We start from the raw sequence: 22,478 nt of genomic DNA on the forward strand, positions 1-22,478 counted from the left end.
GGCTGAAAAATACCGACAGCATCGCAGATCATGCCCCCTCGCGGCAAACATCCCGCAGGCCAGGCAGCTACCGCGTCCCTGGCCCCGCTGCTAAGCTGGACGGTATCGACGCTTTCTCCTCCGCCATGCACCCGAACCCCGCCGAGCGACGCGGCGCCCCGCTTTGCCGACGCTGCCGCCATTACTTCGTCACCCACGACCCTCGCTTCCCTTACGGTTGCCGGGCGATGGGCTTCTCCAGCAAGCGCGCGCCCTGCCTGGACGTGCGGGAGGCCTCAGGCCAGCCGTGCATGCGTTTTCAGCCCAAGACCGGCTGATCGCCGTCCCGGATCAGCGTCAGGATGATCTCCTCGCTGTCCTCGCGCCACTCGCCGCCCCTCCAGTCGCCATGCAGCGCCAGCACGCGCAGCCCTTCCGACTCCAGCTCGGCGCGCAGCGCCGCCAAACCGCAAAAGCGCAGCCGGGCATCCGCCTCCAGCGCCCTGTCCTGATCGATGAAACGGTAGCGGCTGCGGTAAGACACCAAGCCGTCCCGTTCCGACAACAAGCTCTGGCTGAGCTCCACCTCGCCCCAGCGCGGATGCGCCGCCCGGCGCGGCGCGGCATTCTCCCAGCGTAGCCAGGCCCGGGCGGCCGGATTGCGCGTCTCGAACGCGAAACGGCCGCCCCGCGCCAGATGACGCCGAACCTGGCGGAATACCGCGCGCCTGTCGGTTTCGGTCAGAAATGACTGAAAAGCGTGGCCGGCGCAATAAATCAGGTCGAAACGCTGGCTCAATTCAAAATCACGCGCATCGGCCAACCGCCATGCAACCTGTTCGCCGCCGGACCTGGCCCGGGCGATGTCCAGCATCGCCGACGCCGGATCCAGGCCGACCACCTCGGCCTGCTCAGCCATCTTCGCCGCCAGCAGGCCAGTGCCGCAGCCCAGATCCAGCGCGCTTCCCACCGCCGGCGAGCACAGGCCCAGATAAAAATCGTTGTCCTCGCCCCAGGCGTTGAACAGGTCATAGACCTCGGCCAGCAAAGGCTCTCCGTACAATGACTCGCTCATGCAAATACCTTTCCAGCGTCATAATGCCTCGGCAAATCGATTCTGTCAGAATCGAAAGCGCCGCGGACGGAAAATCGCGTGCCCGCCAGCGAATATCGAGCAAACATTCCACCGCAAACTATTGATTTTTGTATTGTTTTACAGGCAATCATCGGTCTGACTAATTCAAAGCATCAGAAAATACGATTAGCATCCCTCCGGCTTCCTCTTTTATTTTTTCAGCAGCGCCACACGAGCGCAGCACCCCCAAAGGAGGATGTCATGAATGAGGAGACTCTGAAGAAGATCCAGTCCAATCCGAAGTATCTGGAACTGGTCCACAAGAAAACCAGCCTCGGCTGGACGCTGGCCATCGTCATGCTGGTCATTTACTACGGCTTCATCCTGGTCCTGGCTTTCGCCCCGTCCTGGCTGGGCACGCCGCTATACCAGGGCGCCACCATGACCGTGGGCATCCCGGTCGGCGTGTTCATCATCCTGTCCGCCTTCGTGCTGACCGGCATTTACGTGCGCCGCGCCAACCAGGAGTTCGACCCGTTGACCCAGCAGATCGTCGAGGAGGCCAAATGATGCGGCAAACCAAACTGAAACTCGCCGCCGGCGCGGCGGCGTTGCTGCCCGCGCTCGCCTGCGCGGCCGGCGCGATTGAAGGCGATGTCAAGCAGCAGGCCACCAACTGGCACGCCATCATCATGTTCTTCCTGTTCGTGGCCTTCACGCTGGGCATCACCTACTGGGCGGCGCGCCGCACCAAGTCGGCCAGCGACTTCTACGCAGCCGGCGGCGGCATCACCGGTTTCCAGAACGGACTGGCGATCGCCGGCGACTACATGTCGGCGGCGTCTTTCCTCGGCATTTCCGCCTTGGTGTTCGACAAGGGCTATGACGGCCTGATCTACTCGATGGGCTTCCTGGTGGGCTGGCCCATCATCCTGTTCCTGGTGGCCGAGCGGCTGCGCAACCTCGGCAAGTACACCTTCGCCGACGTGGCCTCCTACCGGCTGGGCCAGACGCCGGTGCGCAGCTTCGCCGCGCTGTCGACACTGGTGGTGGTGGCGATCTACCTGATCGCGCAGATGGTCGGCGCCGGCAAGCTGATCCAGCTGTTGTTCGGCATGAGCTACAGCTCGGCGGTGCTGCTGGTCGGCGTGCTGATGGTCTGTTACGTGCTGTTCGGCGGCATGCTGGCCACCACCTGGGTGCAGATCATCAAGGCGGTGCTGCTGCTGTCCGGCGCCACCTTCATGGCCATCATGGTGCTGTCCACCGTCGGCTTCAGTCCGGAAGTGATGTTCGAAAAAGCCGTGGCCGCGCACGGCAAGGGCGCCGCCATCATGGCGCCGGGCAAGGCCGACCCGATCGACTCCATCTCGCTGGGTCTGGCGCTGATGTTCGGCACCGCCGGCCTGCCGCACATCCTGATGCGCTTCTTCACCGTGGCGGACGCCAAGGAGGCCCGCAAATCGGTGTTCTTCGCCACCGGCTTCATCGGCTACTTCTACATCCTGACCTTCATCATCGGCTTCGGCGCCATCATGCTGGTGCTGAACCAGCCGGGCATGATGGAGACCGTGGTCAAGAACGGCAAATCGGTCACCCAACTGGTCGGCGGCAGCAATATGGCGGCCATCCACCTGGCAGACGCTGTCGGCGGCGACATCTTCCTGGGCTTCATCTCCGCGGTGGCCTTCGCCACCATCCTGGCGGTGGTGGCCGGCCTGGCGCTGTCCGGCGCGTCGGCGGTGTCCCATGATCTGTACGCCAGCGTGATCAAGCACGGCAAGGCCAACGAGGCCGACGAGATCCGCGTCTCCAAGATCACCACCGTGGTGCTGGGCGTGGTGGCCATCGTGCTGGGCCTGGTGTTCGAAAAGCAGAACATCGCCTTCATGGTGGGCCTCGCCTTCTCCATCGCCGCCTCGGCAAACTTCCCGGTGCTGTTCCTGTCGATGTTCTGGAAGGGCCTGACCACCCGCGGCGCAGTCATCGGCGGACTGGTGGGCCTGCTGACCGCGGTGGTGCTGATCGTGCTGGGCCCGGCGGTGTGGGTGGAAGTGCTGAAGCACGAGCACGCCGTATTCCCGTACAAGAACCCGGCCATCTTCTCGATGACCTTGGCTTTCGTCGTCACCTGGCTGGTCTCCGTACTGGACACCTCCGCCCAGGCTGAGGAAGAAAAAGCCAAGTTCGACGCGCAGTACGTGCGGGCGATGACCGGCATCGGGGCCAGTGGCGCCAGCAAGCATTAAATGTCATCATCATTGACATGCCGCGCGCCGGATGACGGCGCGCGGCGATAACACCAAAGACTTTGGAGAAACGCATGTCCACGCTAGATTCCATCCTCAAGGAAACCCGCAGCTTCGCCCCATCGGAAGAGTTTCGCCGCAAGGCATCCATCAGCGGCATCGAGGCCTACCACGCGCTGTGCGAGCAGGCGGACGATCATTACCTGTCGTTCTGGGGGGATCTGGCGCGCGAACTGATCACCTGGAAAAAACCGTTCTCCCGCGTGCTGGACGACAGCCAGGCGCCCTTCTTCAAGTGGTTCGACGACGGCGTGCTGAACGCATCCTACAACTGCCTGGACCGCCACCTGGCCAGCAACGCCAACAAGATCGCCATCATCTTCGAGGCCGACGACGGCGAAGTCACCCGCGTCACCTACTCCGAACTGCACCGCCGCGTCTGCCAGTTCGCCAACGGCCTGAAAAGCCTGGGCGTCAAAAAAGGCGACCGCGTGGTGGTGTACATGCCGATGGGCATCGAAGCGGTGGTGACGATGCAGGCCTGCGCCCGCATCGGCGCCATCCACTCGGTGGTGTTCGGCGGCTTCTCCGCCGGCGCGGTGCGCGACCGCATCCAGGATGCCGGCGCCACCCTGGTTGTCACCGCCAACGAAAGCGTGCGCGGCGGCAAGAGCGTGCCGCTGAAGGCCACCGTCGACGAGGCGCTGAAGCTGGAAGGCGCGGAATCGGTGAAGAACGTGGTGGTCTACCAGCGCACCAACGGCGGCGCCGACTGGACCGACGGCCGCGACGTCTGGTGGCACAAGCTGATCGAAGGCCAGAGCGAGGCCTGCGAGCCGGAATGGATGGGCGCCGAAGACCCGCTGTTCATCCTCTATACCTCCGGCTCCACCGGCAAGCCCAAAGGCATCCAGCACAGCACCGCCGGCTACCTGCTGGGCGCGCTCAACAGCTTCCGCTGGGTGTTCGACTACAAGCCCAACGATGTCTTCTGGTGCACCGCCGACGTCGGCTGGATCACCGGCCACAGCTATGTCTGCTACGGCCCGCTGGCCAACGGCGCCACCCAGGTGATCTTCGAGGGCGTGCCCACTTATCCGGATGCCGGCCGCTTCTGGCGCATGATAGAGCAGCACAAGGTGTCCATTTTCTACACCGCCCCCACCGCGATCCGCTCGCTGATCAAGCTGGGCGCGGACCTGCCCAAGCAGTACGACCTGTCGTCCTTGCGCGTGCTGGGTACCGTCGGCGAGCCGATCAATCCGGAAGCCTGGATCTGGTACCACGAAACCGTCGGCGGCGGCCGTTGCCCCATCGTCGACACCTGGTGGCAGACGGAAACCGGCTCGGCGATGATCGCCCCGCTGCCGGGCGCCGTCGCCACCAAGCCGGGTTCGTGCACGCTGCCGTTGCCGGGCGTGATCGCCGACATCGTCGACGAGTCCGGCGCCCAGGTGGAGCCGGGCCGCGGCGGTTTCCTGGTGATCAAGAAACCGTTCCCCAGCCTGGTGCGCACCATCTGGAACGACCCGGAGCGCTTCAAGAAAACCTATTTCCCCGACGAGTTCGACGGCAAGTACTACCTGGCCGGCGACTCCGCCCACCGCGACGAAAATGGCTACTTCTGGATCATGGGCCGCATCGACGACGTATTGAACGTGTCCGGCCACCGCCTGGGCACGATGGAGATCGAATCGGCGCTGGTGGCCAACCCGCTGGTCGCCGAAGCCGCCGTGGTCGGCAAGCCGCACGAGGTCAAGGGCGAGGCGGTGGTGGCCTTCGTGGTGCTGAAGGGCGAGCGTCCTCAGGGCGACGCCGCCAAGGCGGTGGCGGCCGAGCTGAAAAACTGGGTGGCGCACGAGATCGGCAAGATCGCGCAGCCGGACGACATCCGCTTCGGCGAAAACCTGCCCAAGACCCGTTCCGGCAAGATCATGCGCCGCCTGCTGCGCTCCATCGCCAAGGGCGAGGAAATCACTCAGGACGTGTCCACGCTGGAGAATCCGCAAATCCTGGCGCAACTGCAACAGCCGCTGTAAATCTCCGGACCGCCGAGCCGGAGCCGCATCGCGGCTCCGGCTTTTTCATTTGCGGCCGCTCCGCTATTCCCCGTCATGATATTGTGCGAAACTCAAATGGCATTCACCCCGGCCATACCGCAAGAGCTTCCGCCATGAAGAACAAGATCCCCCACCTCGTCCGCCTCTCCTCGCTTTTCCTGGCGGCGGGATGCCTGTTCATCGCCTCCGCCCACGCCGACGAAGGCGGCCTGAGTTTCTGGCTGCCCGGCCAAATCGGCACCTTCGCCGCCGTGCGGAACGATCCAGGCTGGTCATGGACCTTCAGCGGCTACCACGCCTACGCCAATTCCGAGACCCGCAAGCAGAACAAAAACGGGCGGGTGCGGGACAGCGCGCTGAGCACGCCCAGCGACACCTTGTTCATCACGCCCGCCTACACCTTCGCCACCCCGGTGGCCGGCGCACAGGCGGCATTCTCGCTGACTGGCCTGTACGGCCGCACCGACGTCTACGACAACGAATCCACCACCACGGCCCGCGGCCGGACCCGCTCCGCCAGCAGCGACGACAGCCGCTCAGGCATCGGCGACCTGTACCCGATGGCCACGCTGAAATGGAAGCTGGGCAGCCACAACTACCTGGCTTACGCGACGATAGGCGTGCCGGCGGGCGACTACGACGTCAACCGCGCAGCCAACCTCGGCCTCAACCACTGGTCGTACGACGCCGGCGGCGGCTACACCTATCTCAACGAGAACAGCGGCACCGAGTTCTCCGCCGTGCTCGGCCTCACCGTCAACCAGAAGAATCCGGACACCGACTACCGCAACGGCGCCGACGCGCATCTGGACGTGTCGCTGTCGCAGTTCCTTAACGAGGATTTCCACATCGGCCTGGTCGGCTACGCCTACCACCAGCTCAGCAACGATTCCGCACCCGGCATCGGCAACAAGAACCTGAAATCGCAAGTGGCAGCCCTGGGACCGCAAGCCGGCTACTTCTTCAAGGTGGGCAAGAACAAGTGGTACGCCAATCTGAAAGCCTACGACGAGTTCGACGCCAAGAACCGCACCGCCGGCTGGAACGCCTGGCTGTCGCTGTTCGTGCCAATGTGATTTCCCACAGCATGGGCAAGCGCGAGCCTGTCGGGCTATCACGTTCCCGTCTTCATTCCGCAGGCCCCCGCATGGGGAAAAATGGCTTTCCAGGCTTTCCGCCAATGTTGGCCCAAGCCCTCGGAATGCCAGTTCCGCCCGCAGACTTGCGTCCCTCTGGCAAACGCATGGCGAAAGCCTGCAACCTCCAAATGAAAGCCTGTAGCCGATGACGCCTGCCCCGCCAGACTTCACTACCCTGAATGAAGCAGAACTGGCTCGCCTTGACGCTCTCCTCGCCAGCGCTAATGAGAAATGGCCGTCGTTCTACGCGAATCGGCAACGCCCCTGCCCCTTCTTCGTCGACGCGCCCGACGAAAACCTCGCAGGCTGGCTGGACGCTGGACGCATTGCGCCGGGACTGGCCATAGATCTGGGCTGCGGCCACGGCCGCAACGCCTTGCACCTGGCCGGCAAGGGATTTCGCGTTCGGGCCGTGGACTTCTCCGAATCCGCCATCGGCTGGGCCCGCGAGCGCGTCGCCGCCAGCGGACAGCGCGTCGAAATCATCCAGGCCTCGGTATTCGAGTTTCCATTCGAGGAAGGTTCGGCCGATCTGGTCTACGACGGCGGCTGCTTCCATCACCTCGCTCCGCATCGCCGCCATCAATACATGGCGCGCGTCGCCCGCATGCTGAGACCGGGCGGTCATTTCGGCCTGGTGTGCTTCGCGCCGTCAGGCGGCAGCGGATTCAGCGACGCCGAGGTATACGAGAAAAACAGCCTGGGCGGCGGGCTGGGGTACGACGAACGGCGCTTGCGCGAGTTATGGTCGCCATGGCTGGAAATAGAGGCCATCGCTCCGATGCGGGAGATGCCCGCATCCAGCCAGCTGTTCGGCAAGGACTTTCTGATGACGATGCTGGCGCGCAAAAAATAGGGCGGAAGCCCGGCGATATCGGGCTTCCGCCTCTGTTTGCAACTATGCTCCGGCTCACTCCAGCCGGAACCGCCCTATCATCTTGTCCTGCTCGGCCACGTCGGCTGCGGTGTCGTTGCAGTGCTGCAGCTGCACCTGGGCCGCGTCGCTGACGCGTTGGCCTATGTGCTGGATATTGCCGGCGCTGTCGTTGATTTCCTGCGTCATCCGGCTCTGGCGGTCGACCGCGCCGGCGATCTCGCCGTTCTTGGCGTTGATGTCGGAAATCACGTCCTGGATGCGCAGCAGCATCTCGCTGATCTGCTCGGCGTCCTTGACCGTGCTGCTGGCGCGCTCGCGGCTTTCGTCCATCTTCTGCCTCGCCTCCCCGACCCCGCGCTGCAACTGCTCTATCATGGTTCGGATCTCCTGCGTCGCCTGCTGAGTCTGCGACGCCAGCTTGCGCACCTCGTCCGCCACCACCGCGAAGCCGCGCCCCATCTCGCCGGCCCGCGCCGCCTCGATCGCCGCGTTCAAGGCCAGCAGATTGGTTTGCTCGGCCACGCCGGTGATCACCCGGACGATGGATTCGATGTTCTTGCTGAACTCGGCCAGTTCGTTCATCGAGCGGGAGGTTTCGTCCAGCGTGTCGGCCAGGCGGCGTATCGACTGGCTGGATTGCGTCACCAGCGACACCCGGCTGCCGGTCTCCTCATGCGCCAGCCGCGCCGACTCGGCCACCGCGCCGGCGCTGGACGTCATCTCGCCGGCAGCTTCGGCCATCTGGCGGATGGCCGCCACCAATTGCTCCAGCTCCTGCTGCAGCCGGCTGGCCTCGCCGCTGCTCTGCCTCGCCTCGCCGGCGCTCTGTTCCGCGCCCTGCGACACCCGCGTCGAAATCTGGCGGATATCGCCGATCAGCCGCTGCAGGTAGGCGATGAAGCGGTTCAGCTCCCGCGCCACTTCGCCGAATTCGTCATTGGACGATTCGTCGACACGGCGGGTCAGATCGCCGTTGCCGCTGTTGAGCTCGGCCAGCGACAGCTTCAACTGCTGCAACGGACGGCGCAGGATCTGCTGCATCAGCGTGCTCAATATCGCCATGCTCAGCACCACGCCGATCACCGCGCCCCAGAAGCCGCGCCAGCCTATCTGCCTGGCCTCGGCCATCACCTTGTCCTCGTCCAGCACCACCCCCACCAGCCACTTGGCCGGTTGCAGGCGGTCCAGCGGGTGGAAGGCCACCATCAGCCGCTGGCCCCCGACCTGGAGCTCCTGCACCTTGTCGCCCAGCGCGGGAGTGGTGCCGCCGAACAGCTCGGCGACGGTCTTGCCATTCAGCTTGGCGTCGGGATGGCTGATGATCTTGCCGTCGGACGACAGCAGGAAGGCGTAGCCCGCGCCGTTGAACGTGGCGGTATTCAGCGCGTCCGAAACCGACTTCAGGCTCAAGTCGCCGCCGAAGGCGCCTTTGAATGCGCCCTTGTCGGTCAGCTTGGCCACCACCGAAATCAGGATCTCGCCGGACGCGGCGTCAGGATAGGGATCGGTCAGGCCGACCCCGGCGGCGGCCTTGGCCACCGGGTACCACGGCCGCTTGCGGGCATCCCAGGTCGGCGGCGGATTCCACGACGAATCGTTGGAGATTTTTTTGCCGTCGGTGTCCAGCCCGCCGAAGATCAGCTTGAACTCCTTCTTCAGCATCGGGCGCTGGAACACTTCCAAGATGCGCTCGCCGCTGAAATTGGAATCTATGGTTTCCGACATCAGCTGGATTTGCGCCAGCTTGCCGTTCAGCCAGTTGGCGATCTGCTCGGCCAGCACCTGGCTGGTCTGAACCACCTCCTGCTCCTTGCCGCTGCGGATGCTGTCGGCGACGCTCAGGTATTGCAGCCACGACAGCGTGGACAAGGTGGCGGCCAGCACCAGCGCGGAAATCAGGCCGGCTTTGTGAGCGATTTTCATGACAGGCTGCCCGGAAAAGTGAGTATTTTCACCATAGCGCACCTGTACATACGGCCAAGCCATCTTGTTCATTTTTTTACAAAAACCGCCCGACCAACCCTGCTAGCCAAGCGACACCCTGCCCACCCGGTAAAGCTCGCGCGCGCCGCCTCCATCGGACTCGAAAGGGTGTCGCGACAGTCGCAAGCGGACCAAGGTCCAGCTCGCGGGATCGAAGGTCGCCGCCACGGCCAGCTCGCCGTCGCCATTCCACAAGCTCTCTCGCCAGCCCTCCTGCACCGCCCTCCAAGCATCCACTCCCTCCCCTGCCGGCAAGAGCAGCCTCTCCACCGCAGCGTAACGAGCCTCGGCCACATCGTTCTTCCACTCGCCGAACCAGGCTACGGCGCTTTCCACCACCGGCCTGCCGAACGATCCGCACAGCGCGGCGAAGCCCGGTCCGGACAAAAAATCGCGCATGCCCTCCGAAGTCCGCCATAGATAGAACGGTGCGTAAGCGTTCGCCACCGCGCCATCCTCGCCCGCGCGGCTGTACAAATAGGCTTTGAGGCCCAGCCCAGGCAGGCCGTCGGTCAGATGGCCGCGCTCAGCGATGCGGCGCTCGATGATCTCCATCGGATAATCGGCCGGCAGCGCGATCCGGTAGCGCATGGCTATCATGGCCGCAGCTCCTCGGCGCTCAACGCCGAGGCCTGCCGGCCATGGCTGAACGACCAGTTGTCCATCTCGCCATCGATCAACACCACCATCAGATCGGCGGGCGCCAGGCCCGGCGACGCGCTCAAGCGTTCGGCCATCCTGGCGTAAAGCGCCGCCTTGGCTTCTGTAGTCCGCGGCCGCCCCAGATGCAGCGTCACCAGCACGAAGTCGTCGGACCGCGGGCCGCCACCGTAATCCGGATCGATGATCATCTCTTCGGCCTCATGCTGATGGATCACTTGGAAACGATCCTTGGGCGGCACTGCGATGCACTCCACCATGGCTTGATGAATGCCGTCGGCCAGCGCGCGCAGGTATTGCGGTGGCTTGCCTTTGCGCAGGGAAATGCGGGCATAGGGCATGGCGTTCTCCTTATTCAGCTTGCGAGGTCAAAACCGCGTCCAATTGCTCGAGCGCGGCGGTGGCGGATGGCCAGCCGACATAAAAGGCCAGGTGGGTCAGCAGCTCGCCCAGTTCTTCAGCGCTCAAGCCGTTCTCCAAGCCGCGGCGCAGGTGAAAGTCCAGCGCATGGGGCCGGGCCTGGCCGATCAGGGCGGCAATGGTGGCCAGGCTGCGTTCGCGCGGACTCAAACCCGGCCGCCGCCAGACATCGTCGAACAAAACCTGGCTGGTCAATTCCGCCAGCTTGGGGGCCAGCCGGGGCATGGCATCTGCGTGGGAGAACACTCCTGGCTCCTTGGGTTGGGATGGCCATTGCACTGTAAACCAATCAAACAATCCTTAAAATCAGATATATTTTTACAAATAGTTCCAAATTTCAGGATAGTTATCATGAGACGAACTTTATTGGATCTGGACGTGCTGGCCAGCCTGGCCAGCGGCGTGGAGCTGGGCAGCTTCGCCCGCGCCGCCGACAGGCTGGGCCGCTCCACCTCAGCCGTCAGCGCCCAGATGAAAAAACTGGAGGAGCAGGCCGGCGTGGCCATTCTGCGCAAGAGCGGCCGCGGCCTGGAGCTGACGCCGGCCGGCGAAGTGCTGCTGTCCTACGCCCGCCGGCTGCTAGAACTGAACGACGAGGCGGTGGAAGCGACGCGCGGCGCCTCGCTGGCCGGCTGCGTGCGCCTGGGCCTGGCCGAGGACTTCGGCGAAGGCGTGCTGCCGCTGGCGCTGGGACGTTTCGCCCGCGCCTGTCCCGACGTCCGGGTGGAAATGCGGGTGGCCCGCAGCCAGGAATTGCAGCAGCTGGTGATGGCCGGAGAACTGGATCTGGCGCTGGCCTGGGATTCAGGTCCGCGCGCGCCGCACAGCGCGGCCATCGGCCGCTACGCCGTGCACTGGATCGGCCCAGCCAGCGGCCAGCTCGCGCCCGGCCCGCTGCCGCTGGCGCTGTTCGACCCGCCCTGCGTCATCCGCGCCCAGGCATGCGGCGCCCTGGACCGGGCTGGCCGCCCCTGGCGCATGGCGGCCAGCGGCAGCAGCCTGGCTGGGCTGTGGTCGGCGGTGCGCGCCGGGCTGGGCGTCAGCGCCCGCACCGCCATCCAGCTGCCATCCGGCCTGCGGATACTGGACCCGGCCCTGCACGGCCTGCCGCCTCTGCCCGCCATCGACCTGCTGCTGTGCCGCGCCGAATCCCGTCCCGCAGCCCCGGCGCAGCGGCTGCACGACATTCTGCTGGCGCAATTGACCGCCCCGGGTGTTGAAGCGGAGGCGCTTAACATCGATAATTAACGGTTTTTGAAGCGGAATTCGAAGCATGCCCGTGATCAGCCTCGTCGAACGGATCGACGCCCTGCTGCCCCAGACCCAGTGCGGACAATGCAGCCACGCCGGCTGCCGCCCGTACGCGGAAGCGTTGGCGGAAGGCCGCGACCCGATCAACCGCTGCCCGCCGGGCGGCGAGGACGGCATCCGGGCGCTGGCGGAACTGCTGGGCAAGCCGGCCATCCCCTTCGATCCCGCCGGCCCTCAGCCCAAGCCGCGCGCGCTGGCCGTGATCCGCGAAGACAGCTGCATAGGCTGTACGCTGTGCATCCAGGCCTGTCCGGTGGACGCCATCGTCGGCGCGGCCAAGCAGATGCACACCGTGATCGCCGACGAATGCACCGGCTGCGAACTGTGCCTGGCGCCCTGTCCGGTCGATTGCATCGACCTCGTCCCGGTGGCCGATCCGGCCGACGGCGAACGCGAACGGGTGATGGCGCGCGCCGTGCTGGCTCGCAAGCGCTACGACGCCCGCCAGGCGCGCAAGGACCGCGACGCCGCCGACAAGGCCAAACGGCTGGCCGATCGCGCGGCCGTAGCGGCGCAGCCTCAGTCAACCACGCCCTTCGCTCCAAGCGCCGAGCCTTCCCCGACGGTAAGCGCCGCCGACAAGAACGAGCTGATCCGCAAGGCGATGGAGCGCGCCAAGCAGCAGGCGCCGGCAGCCGCCACCGCATCCTCCGACAAAATGGCGGTGATACGCGCCGCGATGGAGCGCGCCGCCGCCATGAAGGCCGCCCAGCAAGAAGCAGACAAGGACAAAGAGTGAACGCCGCCACACGCCAAGAAATCTTCCGCCGCCTGCGCGACGACAACCCGCACCCGACCACCGAACTGGAATATACGACGCCGTTCGAGCTGCTGATCTCGGTGCTGCTGTCGGCCCAGGCGACCGACGTGGGCGTCAACAAGGCGACGCGCCGGCTGTACCCGGTGGCCAACACTCCCACCGCGATGCTGGCGCTGGGCGAGGAAAGCCTGACCGAATACATCAAGACCATAGGCCTGTACAAGACCAAGGCCAGAAACGTGATCGCCACCTGCAGGCTGCTGCTGGAAAAACACGGCGGCGAGGTGCCGCAGACGCGCGAGGCGCTGGAGGCCCTGCCCGGGGTCGGCCGCAAGACCGCCAACGTGGTGCTCAACACCGCCTTCGGCCAGCCCACCATCGCGGTGGACACTCATATATTCCGCGTCGCCAACCGCACCCGCATCGCGCCGGGCAAGGACGTGCGCGAAGTGGAGGACAAGCTGATCAAGTTCGTGCCAGCTGAATTCAAGCTGGACGCGCACCACTGGCTGATCCTGCTCGGCCGCTACGTGTGCAAGGCCAGAAAACCCGAATGCCAGCGCTGCGTGATCGCGGACCTCTGCGAATATCCGGCAAAACCGTTATGATAAAAATAGAGTCGAAATTCGATATCGATGACAGAAGACGGATTGTATATTCCACTGTTCGCCCCCATTTACCTTTTCGAATCAGCCAGCTAACAAGAGGATTGCCAGTGACAACGAGTCTTCGCATCATGGCCGGCGCCCTGCTCGCGGCGTCGTTACTGTCCGGCTGCGACAGAATCGAGCAGCTTGTCAAAGGCAGCAACCAGCCCGCCCCCGTCGCCATTCCCGCCCAGCAGGATGGCCGCGTAGCCATGCTGCTGCCCGACTTCACCCAGCTGGTCAGCCGCGACGGCCCGGCCGTGGTCAATATCCAGGCCACCCGCGAAGGCTCGGCCGCGCCGCAGCAAAGCGGCAACATGCCCTTCCCGGTGCCGGAAGACGACCCGCTGTACGACTTCTTCCGCCGCTTCATGCCCAATCAGCCGCCCCAGCAGGAGCAAGGACCGGAGGAAAGCGTATCCTACGGCTCCGGCTTCATCATCAGCAGCGACGGCTTCATCCTGACCAATGCCCACGTGGTGGCCGACGGCGGCCAGATTCGCGTCACGCTGACCGACAAGCGCGAACTGCGCGCCAAGCTGATGGGCCTGGACAAGCGCAGCGACGTGGCGCTGCTGAAGGTGGCCGCGGCTGACCTGCCGGTGGCCAAGATAGGCAATCCGGCCGATCTCAAGGTAGGCGAATGGGTGGCCGCCATCGGCGCGCCGTTCGGCTTCGACAACACCGTCACCGCCGGCATCGTCTCCGCCAAGGGCCGCAGCCTGCCGGACGAGACCCTGGTGCCCTTCATCCAGACCGACGTGGCGATCAACCCCGGCAACTCCGGCGGCCCGCTGTTCAACCTGCGCGGCGAAGTGGTCGGCATCAACTCGCAGATCTACAGCCGCTCCGGCGGCTTCATGGGCATTTCCTTCGCCATTCCCATCGATCTGGCGATGCAGGTGGCCGACCAGCTGAAGACCAAGGGCAAGGTCAGCCGCGGCCAGTTGGGCGTCAACATTCAGGAAGTGACCCAGGAGCTGGCGCAATCGTTCGGCCTGCAGCGCCCGTCCGGCGCGCTGGTGGTGCGCGTCGATCCCAAGGGTCCTGCCGCCAAGGCCGGCCTGCAAGCCGGCGACATCATCCTGAAGCTCAACAACCAGTCCATCGACAGCTCCAAGGACCTGCCGATGCTGGTGGGCTCGCTGGGCCCCGGCACCAAGATCAAGCTGGTGGTGTGGCGCAAGGGCTTCGAGAAGACGATGGAAGCCACGCTGGTGGAACAGGCGCCGGAGCCGGGCAACACCACGAAGCCGGCCAGCGACAACTCGCCGCAGGGCTACCAGTTCGGCAAGCTGGGCCTGACGCTGAGCGAGCTGACGACCGACCAGCGCGCCGACCTCGGCATCCGAGGCGGCCTGCTGATCCAGAAATCGCAAGGCCCGGCCGCGCGCTCCGGCCTGATGCCGGGCGACATCATCCTGGGGCTGAACCAGAACGACATCACCAGCATCAACGCCTTCGAAAAAGCGCTGGCCGGCGCCGGCGGCCACGCCGCGCTGCTGGTGAGGCGCGGCGAAGCGGTGCTCTACATCGCGTTGCGCACCGACTAAGCTCATCCGCTCCGATAAAAAACGCCGCCCAATGGGCGGCGTTTTTTCATCCCGCTTCCGCGTCTATAAATCGGACATGACACAATTTCCCACCAATGGAGAACGCGATGGGCAAGCTGCGCGTAGCCTGCTTTTCCCTGTCCATAGACGGCTTCGGCGCGGGACCGGCGCAGAGCCTCGACCACCCGCTGGGCATCGGCGGCATGGCGCTGCACCAGTGGGCGTTCGCCACCGCCGCCTTCCAGCGCCTGCACGGCGGCGGCATCGGCGGTGAAACCGGGGTGGACAACGGTTTCATCGAACGGGGCTTCGACAACGTCGGCGCCTGGATATTGGGGCGCAATATGTTCGGCCCGCTGCGCGGCCCCTGGCCGGATCTGGAATGGAAGGGATGGTGGGGAGAAGAGCCGCCCTACCGCACGCAAGTGTTCGTGCTGACCCATCACCCCCGCCCCACTCTCGCCATGAAGGGCGGAACGACTTTCCACTTCGTATCCGATGGCGTCCTCTCGGCCCTGGAGCGGGCTCGCGAAGCGGCCGGCGGCCGGGATGTGAGGCTGGGCGGCGGCGTCGACGCGGTGCGGCAATACCTGCGCGCCAGCCTGATCGACGAGCTGCACCTCGCCATCGCGCCGACGTTGCTGGGAAGCGGCGAAGCCTTGTTCGCCGGGCTGGATCTTCCCGCGCTCGGCTACCAGTGCGAGGAGCTGGTGCCGGGCGAGCGGGCCTGCCATCTGCTATTGCTCAGACCCGGCATGCCCGCCTGAGACGGAAACAAAAAACGGAGCCCATGGGCTCCGCTTTATCCGAACACGGCCCGGATCAGGCCGGATTGTGCAGCAGCGAATTGCGCCGCGAGTAGCCGAAGTACACCACCAGGCCGATGATCAGCCAGGCGGCGAAGCAGGTCCAGGTCAGCAGCGACAGCTGGGTCATCAGGAAACCGCAGCACAGGATGGCCAGCGCCGGGATGGTGGGCACCGCCGGGCAGACGAACTTGCGCGGCAGGTCCGGCTCGCGCTTGCGCAGCACGATCACCGACAGCGCGATCAGCGCGAAAGCCGCCAGCGTGCCGATGTTCACCAGCTCGGCCAGCGTGTGCAGCGGCACGAAACCGGCCAGCAGCGCGATGATGGTGCCGATCAGCCAAGTGGCCTTGTACGGCGTGCCGTATTTCGGGTTCACCTCGGAGAAGATCTTGGGCAGCAGGCCGTCGCGGCTCATCGCGAACAGGATGCGGGTCTGGCCGTAGGTCATCACCAGGATCACCGTCATCATGCCCAAGATGGCGCCCAGATCGACGAAGCCGGCGAACCAGTCCAGCTTGGCCACTTGCAGCGCCAGCGACACCGGGTGGTCCACGCCGGCAAACTGCATGTAGGGCACGATGCCGGTCATGATGGCGGCCACCACCACGTACAGGATGGAGCACACCGCCAGCGACCAGATCACGCCGCGCGGGATGTCCTTGGCCGGATTCTTCACTTCCTCGGCCGCGCAGGTGACCGCGTCGAAGCCGATGAAGCTGAAGAACACGATGGCCGCGCCGTGGAACACGCCGGAGAAGCCGAACGGCAGCGCCGGTTCCCAGTTGGCCGGCTTCACGTGCCACACGCCGATGGCGATGAACAGCACCACCACCGCCACCTTGATCAGCACCACGATGTTGTTGACGCGCTTGGATTCCTTGATGCCGAAGGCCAGCAGCGCGGTGATGATCATCGCGATGCAGAAAGCCGGCAGATTGAACAAGGTTTCCTTGCCCGGCACCGAGCCGGCCGCGGCGGTGAGCGCCTGCGGCAGCGTGACGCCAAAACCGGACAACAGGCTCTGGAAGTAGCCGGACCAGCCGACCGACACCGCCGACGAGGCCAGCAGGTATTCCAGCAGCAGGTCCCAGCCTATGATCCAGGCGATCAGCTCGCCCAGCGTGGCGTAAGCGTAGGTGTAGGTGGAGCCGGAAATCGGCAGCATGGAGGCGAATTCGGCATAGCACATCGCCGCGAAGCCGCAGGCGAAGGCGCTGATGACGAAGGAAAGCACCAGGCCGGGGCCGGCGATGGTGGCGCCGGTGCCGGTGAGCACGAAAATCCCGGTGCCGATGATGGCGCCGATGCCCAGCATGGTAAGGTCGAACGCGGAGAGCTCTTTTCTCAATCCGCGCGAAGTCTGAGCGGCGGCCAACATGCCTTGCACGCTCTTCTTGCGCATCAAACTCATTGTCTACTATCCCGTATCTTGCCCGCACCGATCCGCGCCGCCGTACATGGCGGCGGCGCTGAAACGACAAGACGCCCGCGGTCCAGGCGGGCGCCTCATACTCGGATTCGGCTGTTGTGATCTGATTTGTCCCTCTGCGGCTGCCCTGTCTTGTCTGCCATGTGCAGGCCATGCTCGCGGAGGCCATCGATACTACCGCAGGAGGCTGCGGTCACAATACGGGAAAACACCAATAGCTTACAAGAAAATAATCAATAGTCATAATAAAAACCAATCACGGCAGCGGCATCCTGTCCACCAGCCTGCGGGCGGCCTGCTCCAGCTTGGCGCGGCGGTTGTCGCCATCGCCCAGCCGCTCCCGGCCGCTCCACAATACCGCGCCATCTTCGCCCTTCACTGTCAGGCTGAGCTCGGCCCACTGCTCCAGCCGGTACGGCGGTTGCCGCCAGTAACCGTCGTAACGCCAATCCATGGGTTGATCCACCCACTGCTGCCGCTGCTCCTCGGCGAAGCACAGCCGCCAGCCCGGCGGCGGCCCCTCCTCCAGCCCTCGCAGCGCCAGCCTGGCGGACAGCCAGCCATGCCAGTCGGCGCCGTCGCTGTCGGGCAGGCACTCCAGCCGGACGCGGGGCGCCGATGCCGCGGAATCGCCGATATCCGCCCAGGCCAGGCCGGAAACCAGCAGCAAGGCGGCCAAGCCGCCTGTCAGCAAACCACTCATCGCCCTCTCCCGATATTTCGCCACGCCAGACAGACTACCCCCAAACGACAAAGTGCCGCGACTCCCGCCGCGGCACCGTAAACAATCGTTTGCAAAACCGCTCAAGCCGCGCTTACCACCACGCCTCCAGCTGCACGCCGAAGGTGTTGGCGTGGGTGCGGCCATTGGCGGCGAAGGTGGTCAGATTGGCCTGCGCCGCCGCGTTGTTCCAGTTGTAATGGCTGGCGTACACCCGCAGCTCCGGCCGGGTCCAGAAATCGGTGTTCGGCGAGAACGCCACCGCCAGCGTCGCCTTGTTCAGCCGCTGCAGCGGCTGGTTGTCCGTATCTCGGCTGGTCAGACCGATTTCGGTCAGCAGCTTGACGTTGGCCGCCACACCGTAGGACAACCGGCCGCCCAAGGTCGAATCGCGGTATTTGGCGGCGTTGTCCGGCGCTGTCGTCTGCCAGCCCAGCACCGCCTGGCCGCCGAAGCGTCCGCGCTGCCAATCCATCACGTCGGCGACGCGATTCTGCCTCGCGCCGGCTTGCGACGCTCCATTGCTGTCCAGATTGTAGAACTGGCCGGACAGCGACGCGTGGCCGGTGGACGTTTGCAGAAACAGCGAATTATTGACGCCCTGAGCCAGGAAATCCTTTTGATTGTGCAGCAGGCCCAGCGCCGCGCCGGGCTTGCCGATGGCGAAATCGCCTCCTATCGCCGCGCCAGTCAAGGTCAGCTTGCCGCCGGGGTTGGTTTCAATGCCGGTCAGCTGGAAGTTGGCGCGGCGCGCGTTGTTGGGGGTGGCATTGTCGTTGGCGTAGCTGCCGGACGAGGACACCGACAGGTTCAACTTGGCCTTGCCGACGGCGATGCCGTCCACGCCGGCGCCGTAGTTATCGCCGTCCTGCATCAGCCAGTTGTCCAGGATGTGGATGTCCTGGATGCGGTGGTAGCGCTGGCCGGCCCACAGCGTCAGATTGGGCGCGAATTCCAGCCCGCTGATGTAGCCATAGACCTGCGAGGCGCTGGTCTTGCCGTTGTAGATGGTGGGCATCACGTAAGCGCCCCAGCTGACGCCATTGCCCAGCGCCCATTTCTTGCCGACGCCGAACTCTATATAAGTATCGCCCTCGTTGCCCAAGCGGAAATGCTGCAGATCGCCGCCCAGCTGGTACTGGCCCTTGGGCTGATTGTCGCCCACGCTGCCGTAAAAGCCGCTGCGCAGATAGCCGTCAAACTGGAAACCCATATCGTCCAACGCCTTCTTCACCGCGCCGCTCAGTTGCTCGGCGCTGATCTGCGGCGCCGGCGCGGCGGCGGGCGCATCATCCGCCCAGGCCGGCAGGCCATGCCCCAGCGGCAGCAGCACGCACAGCCAGCTTATCGTTTTCGTCCTCATTCTTGTCTCCTTATCATTGTAGATGGTCGCGCGCCAGGCGCGGGCAAAGCTCCGCCCTGTCGGCCTGGCGGCCGGCATGAAAGCGGTATTCGGGTGCGGGGGCGGTTAAGAAGCGCTTGGCGGCGCGGCCCGGTACAGCAGCGAATGCCAGGGCCTCAACTGGCCGTCGGCATGCGGCGGATGGTTTGACAGCAGCAGCTCCAGCGTCCAACCCTCCGGCACGGCGTCCGGCGGCGGCTGGTAATGGATGTTGTCGCCGCCAAAGTGGTTGATGACCAGCAACATTTCATCGCCGCTGCGGCGGGTGTAGGCCCACAGGCTCGGGTGGTCCGGCGTCAGGCAGCGGTAGTCGCCGTCGGCGAACACCCGGTACTGCTTTCGCAGCTGGATCAAGCGCCGGTAGTGGTGCAGCGTGGACTGTTTGTCGCCGATGGCGGCTGCCACATTGATCTCGGCGGCATCCGCCGCCACGCCTATCCACGGCTCGGCCGCGCTGAAGCCGGCATGCGGACCGTCGTCCCACTGCATCGGCGTGCGGGCGTTGTCGCGCGAGCGCTGGCGTATCACCGCCATCGCATCAGCCTCGAGAAACCCCTCTTCCAGCAACTGCCGATAGGCGTTCAGGCTTTCCACGTCGCGCAGTTGGCTGATGTCGCCGAAGCCCGGATCGGCCATGGCGATTTCCTCGCCCTGGTAGATATAGGGCGTGCCCTGCAGCCCATGCAGCGCGGTGGCCAGCATCTTGGCGGACTCGGTCCGGTAGCGGCCGTCGTCGCCGAAGCGGGACAAGGCGCGCGGCTGGTCGTGATTGCACCAAAACAGCGCGTTCCAGCCGCCGCCGGCGTGCATGCCGCTTTGCCAGTCGGACAGGATGCGCTTGAGCGCGATGAAATCCACCTCCCCCGCCCGCCACTTCTCGCCGTCCGGGTAGTCCACCTTCAGATGGTGGAAGTTGAAGGTCATGCTCAGCTCGCCCCGCTCCGGCCGGCTGTAGGCGATGCAGTGCTCCAGCGAGGTGGACGACATCTCGCCCACGGTCAGCAAGTCGTGGCCGGCGAACACCTCGCGGTGCATCTGCTGCAGGTATTCGTGCACGCGCGGACCGTCGGTGTAGAAATGGCGGCCATCGCTGTCGTCCTCGGAGAAGGCCGGGTCCTTGGAGATCAGATTGATCACGTCCAACCGGAAACCGGCCACGCCCTTGTCGCGCCAGAAGCGCATCATCTCGAACACCGCCTGGCGCAGCGCCGGGTTTTCCCAGTTGAGGTCAGCCTGGGTCTTGTCGAACAGATGCAGGTAATACTGGCCGCTGGCCTCGTCCTTCTCCCAAGCATTGCCGCCGAATTTGGACTGCCAGTTGTTGGGCACGTCGCGCCAGATGTAGAAATCGCGGTAGGGGTTGTCCCTGCCCTGCAAGGCCTGCTGGAACCAGGCGTGTTCGATGGAAGTGTGGTTGACCACGATGTCCAGCATCACGCCGATGCCGCGCCGCTTGGCCTCGGCCAGCAGCAGCTCGAAATCCGCCATGCTGCCGTAGGCTGGATCGATGCTGTAATAGTCGCTGACGTCGTAGCCGTTGTCGTGCTGCGGCGAGCGGTAGAACGGCGTCAGCCACAAATAGTCCACCCCCAGCCAGGCCAGGTAATCCAGCCGGTCCACTACGCCCAGCAGGTCGCCGGTGGCTTGGTTGCGATGGCTGCTGAAGCTCTTGGGGTAGATCTGGTACACCACCGCCTGTTTCATGTCCTTAAGCATGCTGCGCGGCCTCGTCTTGAGAAACCGCGGCCAGCTGGCGGCGCGCCAGCAGCCAGGTCAAGCCGAAAGGCAGGATCAAGGCCACCAGCGTGCCCACAAGGAACAGCGGGATGTACTGCGGAATGATGGAGATGAAGGCCGGCAGGCCGCCGACGCCGATGGCCGATGCCTTGACGTGGCCCAGGCTGATCAGCACCGCCGCCGAGGCGGAGCCGGCCAGCGCCGCGTAGAACGGCAGCTTGTGGCGCAGATTGACGCCGAACATCGCCGGCTCGGTGATACCGAAGAAGGCCGACACCGCCGAGGTGGACGCCATATTCTTGTCGTTGGCGTTCCTGGCCAGCCAGAACATCGCCAGCGCGGCGCTGCCCTGAGCGATATTGGACAGCGCGATCATCGGCCAGATGAAGGTACCGCCCTGGCTGGCAATCAGCTGCAGATCTACCGCGATGAACATATGGTGCATGCCGGTCAGCACCAGCGGCGCGTACAGCGCGCCGAACAGCGCTGCGCCCAGCCACGGCGCCAGGTTGAACACGTAGACCAGCGCGTCGGTGACGGCGATGCCCAGGTGGCGGGCCAGCGGGCCGATCACCGCCAGCGCCAGAAAGCCGCTGACCGCGATGGTGATGATGGGCACCACCAAGAGCTGCACCGCGTTGGGCACCCGCGGCTTTAGCCACAGCTCGACGCGGCACATCACCCAGGCGGCGGCCAGGATGGGCAGAATCTGGCCCTGGTAGCCCACCTTCTCGATACGCAGGCCGAACAGGTCGAAGTACGGCACCGACGCGCCGTCCAGCCCGGCGGCCGCCTTGCCGTAGTTCCAGGCGTTGAGCAAGTCCGGATGCACCAGCAGCAGGCCCAGCACGATGCCGAGAATCTCGCTTCCACCGAAGCGCTTGGCCGCCGACCAGCCCACCAGCGCCGGCAGGAACACGAAGGAGGTATTGGCCATCATATTGATCAGGCCCCACAGCCCGGACAGGCCCGGGTAAGCGTCCAGCAGGCTCTTGTCCGCGATGAACATGCCCTTAGCGCCCAACAGATTGTTGGCGCCCATCAGCAGGCCGGCGATGACGATGGCCGGCAATATCGGCATGAACACGTCCGAAAACACCTTGACCAGCTGCTGCAGCCGGTTCTGCTTGGCGTCGCCGCTGGCCTTGACGTCGGCGATGGTGGCGCGGGCCACGCCGCCCTGCTTCACCATCTCGGCGTAGACGCGGTCCACGTCGCCGGCGCCGATGACGATCTGGAACACTCCGGCATTGCTGAAATGGCCCTTCACCAGCGCCACCTGGCGCAGCGCGTCCCCGTTCACCTTGGATTCGTCGAGCAATGAAATGCGCAGCCGGGTGAGGCAGTGCGCCGCCTGGCGGATATTGGCCGCGCCGCCGATGCTTTCCAGTATCTGCGCGGCGATCGCTTGGTAGTCGTGACTCATCGTCTCTCCCCTGTCCCTTGTCGCGGCGGTGGATTCGCTCCCGGCACAATGCCGGAAATCCGCCTGTTCGTGGCGATTGTCTGCATGACAATCAAGGGCAAATTAACTCGTACATACAAGATGGTCAACACTCGTATGTACGAGTTTGCGAAAAGTCAAACCGACTGCCGCCATTTCGCAACAGAGGGAAAAGAGAAGGCCCGGGCGGATCACTCCGCGCCGGGCCTGTCGAATTGGATCT

21 protein-coding genes are annotated in these 22,478 nt (G+C 64.9%); 11 read left to right on the plus strand and 10 right to left on the minus strand.

All coding sequences use genetic code 11. The features are described from left to right. The first annotated feature begins 125 nt into the window (after nt 1-125). Complete coding sequence (locus tag VA599_RS05065) at nt 126-317, plus strand: hypothetical protein (RefSeq protein ID WP_081665819.1); 192 nt, start codon at nt 126-128, stop codon at nt 315-317. Here the strand turns inward: VA599_RS05065 and VA599_RS05070 are convergent. Continuing rightward, nucleotides 299-1,054 carry a class I SAM-dependent methyltransferase gene (locus VA599_RS05070; RefSeq protein WP_346787844.1) on the minus strand — a complete coding sequence of 252 codons (756 nt, stop codon included), beginning with the start codon at nt 1,052-1,054 and terminating at the stop codon, nt 299-301. The genes VA599_RS05065 and VA599_RS05070 overlap by 19 nt on opposite strands. A 261-nt stretch (nt 1,055-1,315) precedes the next feature. On the opposite strand from VA599_RS05070, the gene VA599_RS05075 reads away from it, so the two are divergent. The 5 genes from VA599_RS05075 to VA599_RS05095 all read left to right on the plus strand — a co-directional run bounded on the left by VA599_RS05075 (nt 1,316) and on the right by VA599_RS05095 (nt 7,358). After that, nucleotides 1,316-1,624 (plus strand): DUF485 domain-containing protein, encoded by a 309-nt coding sequence (locus VA599_RS05075; protein WP_104947729.1) that lies wholly within the window; start codon nt 1,316-1,318, stop codon nt 1,622-1,624. Further along, nucleotides 1,624-3,303, plus strand: a complete 1,680-nt coding sequence (locus VA599_RS05080) for a cation acetate symporter (RefSeq protein ID WP_429838546.1) — start codon at nt 1,624-1,626, stop codon at nt 3,301-3,303. The genes VA599_RS05075 and VA599_RS05080 overlap by 1 nt, the downstream gene beginning before the upstream one ends. Before the next feature lie 74 nt (nt 3,304-3,377). After that, a complete protein-coding gene (acs, locus tag VA599_RS05085) occupies nt 3,378-5,342 on the plus strand; it encodes an acetate--CoA ligase (protein ID WP_104947730.1) in 1,965 nt (654 codons plus the stop codon). A 134-nt stretch (nt 5,343-5,476) separates the two neighbouring features. After that, the gene (locus tag VA599_RS05090) at nt 5,477-6,439 is read left to right on the plus strand and encodes a SphA family protein (protein WP_346787846.1); all 963 of its coding nucleotides are present in this window, start codon (nt 5,477-5,479) and stop codon (nt 6,437-6,439) included. A 208-nt stretch (nt 6,440-6,647) separates the two neighbouring features. Continuing rightward, complete coding sequence (locus VA599_RS05095; RefSeq protein ID WP_346787847.1) at nt 6,648-7,358, plus strand: class I SAM-dependent methyltransferase; 711 nt, start codon at nt 6,648-6,650, stop codon at nt 7,356-7,358. A 54-nt stretch (nt 7,359-7,412) separates the two neighbouring features. On the opposite strand, the gene VA599_RS05100 is transcribed toward VA599_RS05095, so the two are convergent. The 4 genes from VA599_RS05100 to VA599_RS05115 form a co-directional block, all read right to left on the minus strand. Further along, nucleotides 7,413-9,302, minus strand: a complete 1,890-nt coding sequence (locus tag VA599_RS05100) for a methyl-accepting chemotaxis protein (RefSeq protein WP_346787848.1) — start codon at nt 9,300-9,302, stop codon at nt 7,413-7,415. Between the two features lie 102 nt (nt 9,303-9,404). After that, a complete protein-coding gene (locus VA599_RS05105; RefSeq protein ID WP_346787849.1) occupies nt 9,405-9,962 on the minus strand; it encodes a DUF4865 family protein in 558 nt (185 codons plus the stop codon). Further along, entirely contained in the window at nt 9,959-10,363 is a 405-nt protein-coding gene (locus tag VA599_RS05110; RefSeq protein WP_346787850.1) for a tautomerase family protein, read from the minus strand. Before VA599_RS05110 ends, VA599_RS05105 begins: the two co-directional genes overlap by 4 nt. A 10-nt stretch (nt 10,364-10,373) precedes the next feature. Continuing rightward, nucleotides 10,374-10,688: a carboxymuconolactone decarboxylase family protein gene (locus tag VA599_RS05115; protein ID WP_346787852.1), complete on the minus strand. Its 315-nt coding sequence runs from the start codon at nt 10,686-10,688 to the stop codon at nt 10,374-10,376. Between the two features lie 105 nt (nt 10,689-10,793). On the opposite strand from VA599_RS05115, the gene VA599_RS05120 reads away from it, so the two are divergent. The 5 genes from VA599_RS05120 to VA599_RS05140 all read left to right on the plus strand — a co-directional run bounded on the left by VA599_RS05120 (nt 10,794) and on the right by VA599_RS05140 (nt 15,480). Next, nucleotides 10,794-11,690 (plus strand): LysR substrate-binding domain-containing protein, encoded by an 897-nt coding sequence (locus VA599_RS05120; RefSeq protein WP_346787853.1) that lies wholly within the window; start codon nt 10,794-10,796, stop codon nt 11,688-11,690. Nucleotides 11,691-11,715: 25 nt separating this feature from the next. After that, nucleotides 11,716-12,492 (plus strand): electron transport complex subunit RsxB, encoded by a 777-nt coding sequence (gene rsxB / locus VA599_RS05125; protein ID WP_346787854.1) that lies wholly within the window; start codon nt 11,716-11,718, stop codon nt 12,490-12,492. Further along, nucleotides 12,489-13,121, plus strand: coding sequence for an endonuclease III (gene nth / locus VA599_RS05130; protein WP_104947739.1), 633 nt, complete (start codon nt 12,489-12,491; stop codon nt 13,119-13,121). Before rsxB ends, nth begins: the two co-directional genes overlap by 4 nt. 128 nt (nt 13,122-13,249) lie before the next feature. Then, complete coding sequence (locus VA599_RS05135; RefSeq protein WP_021476535.1) at nt 13,250-14,713, plus strand: DegQ family serine endoprotease; 1,464 nt, start codon at nt 13,250-13,252, stop codon at nt 14,711-14,713. 107 nt (nt 14,714-14,820) lie between these two features. After that, the gene (locus VA599_RS05140) at nt 14,821-15,480 is read left to right on the plus strand and encodes a dihydrofolate reductase family protein (RefSeq protein ID WP_346787855.1); all 660 of its coding nucleotides are present in this window, start codon (nt 14,821-14,823) and stop codon (nt 15,478-15,480) included. A 55-nt stretch (nt 15,481-15,535) separates the two neighbouring features. On the opposite strand, the gene bcaP is transcribed toward VA599_RS05140, so the two are convergent. The 5 genes from bcaP to treP all read right to left on the minus strand — a co-directional run bounded on the left by bcaP (nt 15,536) and on the right by treP (nt 22,237). Beyond that, complete coding sequence (bcaP, locus tag VA599_RS05145; protein ID WP_021476537.1) at nt 15,536-16,933, minus strand: branched-chain amino acid transporter BcaP; 1,398 nt, start codon at nt 16,931-16,933, stop codon at nt 15,536-15,538. A 274-nt stretch (nt 16,934-17,207) separates the two neighbouring features. Further along, on the minus strand, nt 17,208-17,654 hold the full coding sequence (locus VA599_RS05150; RefSeq protein ID WP_021476538.1) for a hypothetical protein: 447 nt from the start codon (nt 17,652-17,654) through the stop codon (nt 17,208-17,210). Between the two features lie 112 nt (nt 17,655-17,766). Further along, nucleotides 17,767-19,035 carry a carbohydrate porin gene (locus VA599_RS05155; RefSeq protein WP_346787856.1) on the minus strand — a complete coding sequence of 423 codons (1,269 nt, stop codon included), beginning with the start codon at nt 19,033-19,035 and terminating at the stop codon, nt 17,767-17,769. A 105-nt stretch (nt 19,036-19,140) separates the two neighbouring features. Continuing rightward, nucleotides 19,141-20,790 (minus strand): alpha,alpha-phosphotrehalase, encoded by a 1,650-nt coding sequence (gene treC / locus VA599_RS05160; protein ID WP_346787857.1) that lies wholly within the window; start codon nt 20,788-20,790, stop codon nt 19,141-19,143. Then, nucleotides 20,783-22,237, minus strand: coding sequence for a PTS system trehalose-specific EIIBC component (treP, locus tag VA599_RS05165; protein WP_346787858.1), 1,455 nt, complete (start codon nt 22,235-22,237; stop codon nt 20,783-20,785). The genes treC and treP overlap by 8 nt, the downstream gene beginning before the upstream one ends. Nucleotides 22,238-22,478: the final 241 nt, after the last annotated feature.

Origin of the sequence: Chromobacterium indicum, from assembly GCF_039708975.1 — a bacterium.
Classification (GTDB): domain Bacteria; phylum Pseudomonadota; class Gammaproteobacteria; order Burkholderiales; family Chromobacteriaceae; genus Chromobacterium; species Chromobacterium piscinae.